This is a genomic window from Mucilaginibacter xinganensis, from assembly GCF_002257585.1.
GTDB lineage: Bacteria > Bacteroidota > Bacteroidia > Sphingobacteriales > Sphingobacteriaceae > Mucilaginibacter > Mucilaginibacter xinganensis.
Window position 1 is genome coordinate 4696451 of record NZ_CP022743.1, and the last position, 10281, is coordinate 4706731.

Consider the following 10281-nt stretch of genomic DNA (forward strand, 5'->3'; position numbering starts at 1 on the left):
ATAGGGGTTAATTAGGCCGGGGTCGCTTAAAGCGACTCCGGCTTTTTAATACCATCAAAGCACCTGCAAGTAAAATTAATGCGCTTATCACAACTGTTAAATATTGTTTATCATCTTGTTTTTCAAAGCTCCCGGTAAGCCGAAGGTGGGCCCAATAGCCGGTCAGCTTTTTCCCATCTGAAATAGTATCATCTCCCAGGTAGTCTAGCTTGGCTTGTTGCAATGCAGCTGCTATAGAATAGCCCTTTTGCAGGTAGTAATGTAATTTGGCGGAAATATAAGCGGTTGAAGCATCGTCGGCTTTCCACATGGAAGTTATAATATTATTGCAACCGGAATATGAAAAAGCCCGGGCTATGCTCATCAGCCCCTCTCCTTTCACCAATTCGCCGGAGCCACTTTCACAGGCGCTTAATATCACTAACCGGGTTTTATCAAGTTTTAGGTTGTAAATTTCGGGCAGGTATAATTTATAACTAAAAGCAGAATCGGGCTGCGAAGGGTAAAAAGATATAAACGACTGGTTCGGATCTTTGTCATTTGCGTAGGCATGGGTTGCCAGGTGTATGATATTGAAGTTAGGTGCCTGTTTCAAAAACATTTGTTTTGTAGCCTGCTTATTGTAAAATGAAACGCCGTTAAGCGCCTCCACTTCCTGTTTCGATGCGGATAGTTGAACCCACTCATTTACATTTTGCCCATTTGTTATCACCTTGTCATTAAATGGAGCTATGCCCAGCCTGGTTGCATCGGCAGCTAATCCAGCGTTACTTCCGCTTAACAACACATTACAGGAGTAATTGTAGGTGACGGTATATTTTTTTAACAGCAGTTCGCCCGAGTCGCCTGCCAAAATTTCGAAAGGGAGATAGTTTAATTCATCATCAGGAATAATCATCAAATTTTCTTTCCCGTCAAGCAGGGCTTCTGCCGGCTTTATTAGCTGCCTGTATAGTGTTTGTGCGATGTTTCGCATTTCCTTATTATTATTACCATTGCGATATTGAGCTTGTTTAAAAGCTTTGTTTACTAATGATATAAAGCCAGCTGGTAACGGTGTGCTTACGAAATGAAGCCCGGCCGATGTTATGACGAAGCATACCAAATCGGCATTGCCAATGTGGTAAGATAAAATAGCACTTCGGCCAGGTATTATTTTCTGCAGGGCCTCAATATCATTCGCTTCGTCCGGATGTTTTAGTTTATTTAACCCTGTTTGCTGATTTATTTTTTGCTGCACTTTTACCAGTTGGATGGTATAATCATTTACACGGTTTTTCAGGTTAGCAAGGGTTACACTGTCCGATTGGGCTGATGCTTTTAATAATTCTCGTGTAATCCGTTCCTTTAAATTCCTCTCCTGTTGCAGCAATTGCTTAGATACATTGCCCGCTGCTTTTAATTTGCTTTCTTCCAGGTTTAATGAAAGTGTATTTCCCTTATTTTCCTCATCAAGAAAAAACGCCAGCTTTATATACTTTTCATTTTTTGTAAGGCTGAATAGCTGCAGGCAGATATCGATGGGCTGCTGGTGCGAAGTGTATTTTTTATCGCTGATCAGCAGTCTCGCATCGTCAGTTTCATAAAATCGCTGAATGTGGTCGGCTAGCTTATAAAATGAAAGATAGGTTTGCAGTGCCGCTTCGAGATCTCTTGTATGATGGCTTTGCGTGTAAAGCAACTTAAATGCGGTTGCTTTGGCCAGCAGTGTTTCCAATAAATCCGCCGTATAAAAAACGCTGTTAAAATCGGAAGGGTTTATATAAATATTTTGTGAATTGAAGTCAAATTGTAGATTATTAACAGCCAACTGATATTGCTGTAGTGCTGCCGGAAGATCGTTTTTTTGCATAAAAAGATCGGCACTGTATTTAAGCGTAATGCCGTAATCACTGTTTTTATGACTGCCGTTTAACCTGGCATTCATTTCAGCAGCCTCTCTTAACTTCAAGGCAGCACTATTAAAATCATTTTGGATAAAATAGGCACGCGCCAGGTCGTTCAATAATTTTTGGTTTAAGGGCTTAACCCTTTTTAAATAAGTTACAGCAGTTTTTCCATCCCCCAAAGCCAGGTAAACGGAGCCGATATTATGAAACAGGTTATCGGTTTCAACCTTGTAAAGCAAAAGCTCACGGTATATTTTTAATGCTTCATTATACCTTTTTAATTTCCTGTAGGCCGTGGCCAGGTTACTTTTATAAGTTACCAGTAACGACTTATCATAAGCTGAATGACCGAGGAGCGTGGTAATAGCCTTTTCGTAATAGGTCGTACTTTTTTTATAGTTTCCGGTTGCATAAGCAATTACCCCCAGCGTATTGTAAAGCCTTTCAAGTTCGCTTACCTGCGGATAGCTTTCTGCAACACTTTCTGCTTTTTTATAATAATAATCAGCAGAGTCAGGCTTGTCCAATTTGTAATAACTGTTACCGCAATATACCAGGGGTTTAAACAGTGCAGAGTCATTTACCCCGGAAATATTATTTTTTAGTGCAAATGATTTTTTGAAATAGGGGATTGCTTCTTTTTGGCGATCAAGTACCTGCAGAAAGGCACCAGTAGTTATATATGCCTTTAACAGAAAAGCATCATCGAGGTGGGTGGTAGTCAATAAGGTTATTACCTTTTTATAATTCGCAAATGCCTGTTCATCTGTTTCATCCGTATGATTTTCGGTATTGGCGAGTTTTTCGGCTGTATTAAATATCAGCTTATATTGAGGCTTTGTTTGAGCGAATACCTGGAAACTGCAAAAAAAAATTCCCGGTAAAGCGTAACGAAAAAACCTGTCCAGATACATGGACTAAATATATCGAAAAATAAGTTAAAGGTAAATGATGATACTGTTAGTTGCCAACAACAATAATACAGGGCGGCCTTGGCCTTGCCGGTTTCTTTACGTTTACCTTTAAGCCCGAAGTGTTTAATGCAAAAGAACGAATGATGGCACCGGAATATAATATGGTAGTTTTTCGTTCATTGATCAAATCAATAAGGTATTGCGGAATTTCTGAGGCATTCCGGTAAAAGTAAATCTTCACGTTAAGGCCGTTTAATGCTTTTTCGCTTTTATCATTTATACGGTAAGCTAATTTCACTTCCTGGGTGGCACCTGTATCAATTGCCTGGTTTCGGACGGTTTGAGCCAGGTTGATCCTGGCGTTTTTGGGATCAACTGCGATGCCCGCATTTTTACAGCCCCCGCTTTCGTCAAAAACATTATCTAACCCGGCGTCAGGCATTGTTAGGCGAGCGTTGGCGTTGTAAATTGGCGTAGCTACGCTATCACCGGCAGATAAATTGTAAATTTTGTCTTCATAATTTATTCCCGAAATAACCACATAATTAACCTGGCTACCACTCGCATCTGCCGGTGTAAAAGTAACCTGGTATTTAAGGCCGGTTTCGCTTTTATTTACATCTATTTCGCCGGTAACTTCATCTATTTTAAGCCCTTCGGGCAAACTGCTATAGGTGCCTGCTTTAGTTACAACAGGCTTAACTAACAGATCGGCGCTTTGGATATAGAATACTGAGTCGCCATAAAGGGCAATTTTGGGATCTGTACCGGCAGGCGGCATTTTACCAGGCGTAACAGATTTGTCTTTACTGCAAGCTATGCAGAAGCAATAAAGACAGGCGAGAATAACTATATATAACTTATTTGGCATTTTCTTGAGGTCTGTTTATCATTATCACTTTACCCGCGTATTCAAAATATTACAAAGATAAGGTTAAACATTATAATAATTACGCAGCGTATTACCACACCGTTGCTTTGTTTCAGTTGGTTTTCGGCAAATACTTGCAAACACAATTACGGGCCGCAGTAAAATATTTTTTTTGTGGTGTAAAATCACCGCCGCAGTGGCGGTTATTAAAACTAATATTGACGATTCCATAAAGTTCTTGTTTTTCAATTAGTCAGCACCGGCTTTAAAATTGTAACCAGTGCGTTTATTTTTTTGCAGAAAACAATTTCGGCTTAATATAACAGCCCATTTGCGGGTATTGACAAATATGCGTAATATGGTGCTTTATTAAATCAATACTTTTAATAGTTCCGTATTTATGGCTAGCGGAATAAAGAATTCTAAATAAGATTGCCAGTATGAAAAGCAGGGAAGAAAGAAAATATTTTGATAAAGAATGGAAGACCATGAAGGCCGCCTTAACTGCTTTTATTGAAAACGGGGAGCAGGAAAACCTTCATCGTTTTAGGGTACAGGTAAAAAAACTACGTGCATTCCTGATTTTATTGGACAGTTTAGGCGTTGACATCCCACTTCTCAAACATTTTAAACCAGTCAGGCTGGTTTTTAAGCAGGCGGGCGAAATAAGGAACGCCTACATAAATGTCAAAATAGGTAAGGACCATCAATTTAACACCGGAAGTTTTGTTGCAGAACAACAACTACTAATGAAAAATGGTACGGAGACATTTAAATCCAATGGCGATAAAAACCTAAAAGCTATAAAATTTGCGCATAAGGCCATTAAAGGAAAAATAAAACCTGTCAGCAATCTTCATATCAACCTTTTTTACCAGGCCCAGCTAAAACAAATTGCCGCGTCATTAGCACCGCTCCAATTCGACGAGAGCCTTCATAACGCGCGCAAACGGATTAAGATTTTGATATATAACTACAAGCTAGTTTACAAGGGTCTGGAGGCCGGATTTAATGAACCTTACCTGGACGGGGTTCAAAAAAGCATTGGCGATTGGCATGATACCGTATTGGCTATTGATCTTTTTTCACTATACGAAGTGCATAACCAAACAGCATTTGCCAATCTTAAAAATCAGCTTGAAAAAATAAAAAGCAATATAATAGCCAGTACAGTGGATTTTTATAACCAGGCTACAACTACTGTTGAACTTGCTGTAGAGCAATTAAGTTAAAATTATGGGTGTAGAAATTGAAAGAAAGTTTTTGGTAGATCATGCGATGTGGCAAAAACTTGACAAGCCGCCGGGCGTACATTACCAGCAGGGATATATTGTAAGTGATGAGAATTGCACTGTAAGGATAAGGGTGACGGACGCCCATGGCTTTATAACCTTAAAGGGCCGGACCAGCGGCATTACCCGCAGTGAATATGAATATGAGATCCCTGTTGCTGATGGGCTTGAAATGCTGAAAAAATTCGCTAAAAACGGCACAGAAAAAATTCGTTACCGCATACCTTTAGGTGGCTTTACGTGGGAGGTAGATGAATTTTTGAGCGATAATGAAGGCCTGTTAATTGCCGAGATAGAGCTCAAAAGTGAAAATGACAAATTCGAAAAACCAGAATGGATAACCAGGGATGTTACAGATGACATGCGCTATGCAAACTCAAACCTCGCCACTTTGCCTTACCGTGAATGGCCGGAAAATAAATAATCATCCACGTATAGCTGCCGTTGCTTAACCAACAGGTAAAGCGCTAAACAATAATTTCAACATTAAAAACAAAATGCGTTAACTGTAACTTGCTGCGTTGGGGACTTAAAGAAAACCCATAAGCTTTTATTTCTAAGCCTTTGAATTTGCCTTAAGCATCACTTTTCCTTTTTTTGTTAATACACAAGCCGGCGACCGCTCCATTTCCGCTCCTTTGGCAACATCAATTAAATTGTAGGTCTGCAGGCTTTTCAGATCCTCCTTGCTGATATTAATGGCCATTCCCTTTTCTGCTATTACTTTCAGGGCCTCAACTACCTCTTCGTGCTTCATGATATTAGTTAAATATGATAACGGGGCTAAATTTATAAACAATTATTTGAAAAATCGACATTAGGGCTTCTGAGTGCGATCTCTCGTAGGCAAAAAAGCCTCAAACATTCCGATTTAAGGCTTTTGATGAAAAGTTGAGGAAACGCGGGAAATGTCGAACTTTTTGGAGGATTAAAACTTATGATTAATTGTATAAAATCAGCGTAGATCTAATCTACGTGCCTAATTATCCAAGGTTGCAAACTTCGGATAATAGAAGTAGTCATTTGCTTTTTTTATTCAGGTTTTGAATCCCGGGCTAAAATCATTTCTGGAGATGAAGGAACTTTATTGTTTAGCTTTTTTGCGACGATAATAGCTAATATATGTGTCAAGCCGTTCGTTTATCCACGTTTCGAAATCCAATCTATCCAGTTGTCGTTCTTTGTTATATAATTTTGGAATTTACAAAACCATTATTCTATTCAAAAATGCTTAACTTGTCTTGCTGAAATGCGATAGCATTACCTGGATCGGGAACTTATTTAAATAGTTCACTGTAAAAAACATGCTATAATTAAACATATAGCCATTAAAGTTGTAATATTTGAGATCAATTCAAAATAGACACTATGTTTTCAAAATTTTATAAGCCGTTAATATTAGGAACCGTCCTTTTATCGGTAACCGCAACCGTTATGGCGCAAACCGGCGACCCTGTTGAAAAAAATAAGGCGAATAGCAATTATAAACCTGCTTTTGCGGGGCAAACACGTATCGGCAGTGTTAAAACTAAAACCCCTTATACGACTACCGTTATAAACACCGGGCTAAATAGCCCATGGGGGATGCATGTTTTGCCCGACGGTCGTTTGCTCATCAGCAGTAAGCCGGGAACTATGCAAATACTAACAACCGATGGTAAAGTTGTAAAAACTATTACCGGTTTCCCGGCCGTACAGTATGAAAGCCAGGGTGGTTTGCTTGACATAAACATCGACCCTGATTTTACTACAAATAGAATGATTTACTGGACCTATGCCCAGCCTGGCGAAGGAGCCACACTTGCTGTGGCCAAAGGCAAACTGTCTGCCGATGAAACAAAGCTGGAAAATGTTAAGGTGATTTGGGAAGCATATCCACGTTTTAAGGGTGCCGGTCAGTTCGGTTCGCGTTTATTATTTGATAAACAAGGCAATATTTTCGTCACCTCGGGCGACCGTATGGCGAATGAAATGCGCGTAAAGGCACAAGACCTGAACACAACAACTGGTAAGATCATACATATCACTAAAGAGGGAAAGCCGGTTGCCGGTAACCCATTTATTGGCAAACCCGACGCTAAGCCCGAAATATATGCCTACGGTTTCCGCAACCCGGATGGGTTTTCCTTTAACCCCGTTACAGGCGACCTTTGGGAAGCTGAGTTTGGTCCTCGCGGTGGCGACGAGATCAATTTGATCAAACCGGGTGGTAACTATGGCTGGCCTTTTGTTACTTATGGGATCGAATACAGCGGCGGGAAGGTTTATGATGGAATCCAACAAAAAAAGGGAACTATACAGCCGGTTTACTATTGGGACCCGGTTATTTCACCTGGCTGCATAATGTTTTATACGGGTAACATTGCCGAATGGAAAAACAACCTGTTTGTTGGAGGGCTAAGCGGACAACACATCATTCGCCTGGTAATAAAAAACAACAAAGTGGTGGGCGAAGAACGTTTACTTGCTGATAAAAACGAACGCTGGCGCTGCATGGCTACTGGAAAAGATGGAGCTATTTACGCCGCTACTGACGGTGGAAAATTGTATAAGATAGCTAAGCAATAATATTAATGATGATATTTAAAGCGCCTGGGTATGTTTATCCGGGCGCTTTTAGGTTATAATCACCTGAGCTGCCAAATTTTTGATGAATAATGCTACAGGCAAACTTTCTGCTGTTGGCCGATTTCAATTGGTTTTCCCTTATAATAGCTTCCTTTTTTAGTTTGAAATTCTTCAGTGTGCGCTATTACCCATGGCCTGTATTTGACGGTACGCCCCTTTGTGGCTAATTCATTATGTGATAGGAAACGATCGGTCAAATCGGAAATAAAACCGATGTAAATCTGTTTTAAACAAGGTAGATATTAGGCGTAAACAGTAAACATGGCAGACAATATAAACAAATAAGACCACTCTTTCGAGTGGCCTTGTAGCGGGGAGCAGGATCGAACTGCCGACCTTAGGGTTATGAATCCTACGCTCTAACCATCTGAGCTACCCCGCCGGATTATATTAATGATGGTTCTGAAAAAGGTTTGCAAATATAGCAGAAATTCCCTTTCTTTAGAAAAAATGTTAACATTTACAGCTTTACTAAGTATTTCAACTATAAACCCAGATGTGCGATAAGAAGAAATTTAATATTGAGTATGAAATAAAATCATCTCCGCGAATACTGTATAGCTTTCTAAATGAGCCAAATGGACTAGCACAATGGTTTGCTGACGACGTCAGCGTAAGGGAACAGATTTACACTTTTACCTGGGACGACGAACCTCAAAAGGCCAAATTAATTGCAATAAAAGAAAATAAACTGGTACGATTCAGGTGGATTGACGATGAACCCACCTGCTATTTTGAAATGGAAATCATCCAGGATGAACTGACAAACGATGTTGCCCTCAGTATTACCGATTTTGCTACAGACGATACTATCGGCGAGCGCAAGCTGATATGGGACAATCAAATTGAATACCTGATAAGTGTGCTCGGAGCTTAAAGAAATTTATTTATCCCTACTTTTGTATGGTAAAACCGCCATGCGCCGTTATTAACAACAATACGCATGTAGCAGTCCGGGGCGTTAGGTTTCGGGCTGCCGGGTTATACCAAACAGGTCATTTTTGATGAAGAAAATACATCTTTTACTGCTTAAATCGTTTATTCGGCCATTTATTGTCACGTTCCTGATCGTGATGTTTGTGTTGCTGATGCTGTTCTTATTTAAATACGTCGATGACCTTATCGGCAAGGGGTTTGAATGGTACGTAATACTTGAACTTATGATGTACGCCTCTGCCACCAACGTAGCCATGGCGCTGCCGTTGTCTGTGCTGCTCTCCTCCATCATGACGTACGGCAGCCTTGGGGAAAATTATGAGCTGGTGGCTATTAAATCTGCCGGCATTTCGTTACGTCGCGCAATGTACCCTATGCTTATTGTGGTAGTTATTTTTAGCGTTGCCGCTTTCATGTTTTCGGACTATATGCTGCCGATAGCCAACTTAAAATATTTTTCATTACTCTATGACGCACGCCAGCAAAAGTCAGCCAACTTTTTGCCTGAAGGGGTTTTCAGCAACAGTTTCCCGGGACATGTGATTAGGGTAAAAAGAAAAGATCCGGACGGGCAAACGCTTTATGACATCATGATCTATTCTAAAAGCGCGGCCGAAAACAATACCGACGTATTGCTTGCCAAAGAAGGTAAAATGTATCGCACGCCCAACGGTGAGTTCCTGGTGTTGAAGCTTAAAGACGGAGTAAGATATTCCGAGGACCATGCACGAAATAATTTTAACATCCGCCAGGTATTAACGCGCTATCGCTTTAAGGAAACAGAACAAAAATTCGACATTTCGGGCCTTAAAATGCACCGCACTGATGAAAATGAGTTTAAGAACGCCTTTCAAATGATGAACCTTAGTCAGTTAAAAACAAATGAAAACTTTACCCGGCGCCAGGTTGACAGCGGTTTAAACGTAAACTTTAAATTAATAACTGCTTATCTTAAGTATTATTCGATAACACCCAAGCCCGATTCGGTAAAAAAATATGCCAAATCAATCACAAAAAACATTAATAAAACCATTGATGACTTAAGATTGAGCGAACAATTGGGGGCTATCGCAAATGCTTCAAGCGAAGCGCGTTCTATACAGGATTTATTAAAAAACCGTTCAGAACGTGATAAGGACCTTAATAATAATATCCGCAGGGCAATGCTTGAATACCAGAAAAAATTCACCTTGTCTGCCGCCTGTATCGCTTTATTTTTAATAGGCGCTCCACTTGGCGCAATTATTCGCAAAGGCGGTCTTGGCCTGCCCGTGGTAGTTTCTGTTATCTTTTTTCTGATCTATTATATCATTTCAACCATTGGTGAAAAAGCGGTAAAAGATGGAGATCTGTCACCTATCATCGGTTCATGGGTTGCCATTTGTATTATTACACCAATTGGCATGTTTCTTTCATACAAGGCGGCCAGGGATTCGGTCATTTTTGATATGGAAAGTTACAAACGGTTTTTCAACAAACTGTTTAAACGTAAAATAACCACCGGTTGATGCGAGCTAATAAAATGCAATTATTTAAAAGGCTTTTAGAAATTTAAGACAAGCAACCGACAACCGCATATTTCGTATTGATTTATATGATATGTAATCAATTGGGAAATTTCTTTGCCGCTCCCGGACAAGCTACTAATTTACAAAGCGCAGACGGGAATGATCTTATTATCAGTTAAATTTGCAAAGAGTAAAAAAAGGGTATGAGCTGATTAAAGCTGCAATAATACCGAAACAAGCTGT

The 10281-nt window shown here is 40.0% G+C and carries 9 protein-coding genes and 1 tRNA gene; 5 read left to right on the top strand and 5 right to left on the bottom strand.

The annotated features are described in order from the left end of the window. Positions 1 to 7: 7 nt before the first annotated feature. Positions 8 to 2803 (bottom strand): CHAT domain-containing protein, encoded by a 2796-nt coding sequence (locus MuYL_RS20510; protein WP_094572331.1) that lies wholly within the window; start codon positions 2801 to 2803, stop codon positions 8 to 10. A gap of 46 nt (positions 2804 to 2849) precedes the next feature. Beyond that, positions 2850 to 3674: a hypothetical protein gene (locus MuYL_RS20515; protein WP_157741003.1), complete on the bottom strand. Its 825-nt coding sequence runs from the start codon at positions 3672 to 3674 to the stop codon at positions 2850 to 2852. Between the two features lie 440 nt (positions 3675 to 4114). On the opposite strand from MuYL_RS20515, the gene MuYL_RS20520 reads away from it, so the two are divergent. Continuing rightward, positions 4115 to 4906, top strand: coding sequence for a CHAD domain-containing protein (locus tag MuYL_RS20520; RefSeq protein WP_094572333.1), 792 nt, complete (start codon positions 4115 to 4117; stop codon positions 4904 to 4906). Between the two features lie 4 nt (positions 4907 to 4910). After that, the gene (locus MuYL_RS20525) at positions 4911 to 5390 is read left to right on the top strand and encodes a CYTH domain-containing protein (protein WP_094572334.1); all 480 of its coding nucleotides are present in this window, start codon (positions 4911 to 4913) and stop codon (positions 5388 to 5390) included. A 132-nt stretch (positions 5391 to 5522) separates the two neighbouring features. Here MuYL_RS20525 and MuYL_RS20530 read toward each other — a convergent pair whose 3' ends face one another. After that, complete coding sequence (locus tag MuYL_RS20530) at positions 5523 to 5723, bottom strand: hypothetical protein (RefSeq protein ID WP_094572335.1); 201 nt, start codon at positions 5721 to 5723, stop codon at positions 5523 to 5525. A gap of 611 nt (positions 5724 to 6334) precedes the next feature. On the opposite strand from MuYL_RS20530, the gene MuYL_RS20535 reads away from it, so the two are divergent. Further along, positions 6335 to 7534 (top strand): PQQ-dependent sugar dehydrogenase, encoded by a 1200-nt coding sequence (locus MuYL_RS20535; RefSeq protein WP_245845658.1) that lies wholly within the window; start codon positions 6335 to 6337, stop codon positions 7532 to 7534. A gap of 92 nt (positions 7535 to 7626) precedes the next feature. Here the strand turns inward: MuYL_RS20535 and MuYL_RS23670 are convergent, their stop codons facing one another. Together MuYL_RS23670 and MuYL_RS20545 are read right to left on the bottom strand one after the other, a co-directional pair. Further along, positions 7627 to 7815, bottom strand: coding sequence for a GIY-YIG nuclease family protein (locus MuYL_RS23670; protein ID WP_394339004.1), 189 nt, complete (start codon positions 7813 to 7815; stop codon positions 7627 to 7629). Between the two features lie 87 nt (positions 7816 to 7902). Continuing rightward, positions 7903 to 7976 (bottom strand) — tRNA-Met (locus tag MuYL_RS20545). A 114-nt stretch (positions 7977 to 8090) separates the two neighbouring features. Here MuYL_RS20545 and MuYL_RS20550 point away from each other — a divergent pair. Both MuYL_RS20550 and MuYL_RS20555 read left to right on the top strand, forming a co-directional pair. Then, on the top strand, positions 8091 to 8471 hold the full coding sequence (locus MuYL_RS20550) for an START-like domain-containing protein (RefSeq protein ID WP_094572336.1): 381 nt from the start codon (positions 8091 to 8093) through the stop codon (positions 8469 to 8471). A gap of 127 nt (positions 8472 to 8598) precedes the next feature. After that, positions 8599 to 10038 (top strand): LptF/LptG family permease, encoded by a 1440-nt coding sequence (locus tag MuYL_RS20555; protein ID WP_094572337.1) that lies wholly within the window; start codon positions 8599 to 8601, stop codon positions 10036 to 10038. The last annotated feature ends 243 nt before the right edge of the window (positions 10039 to 10281 follow it).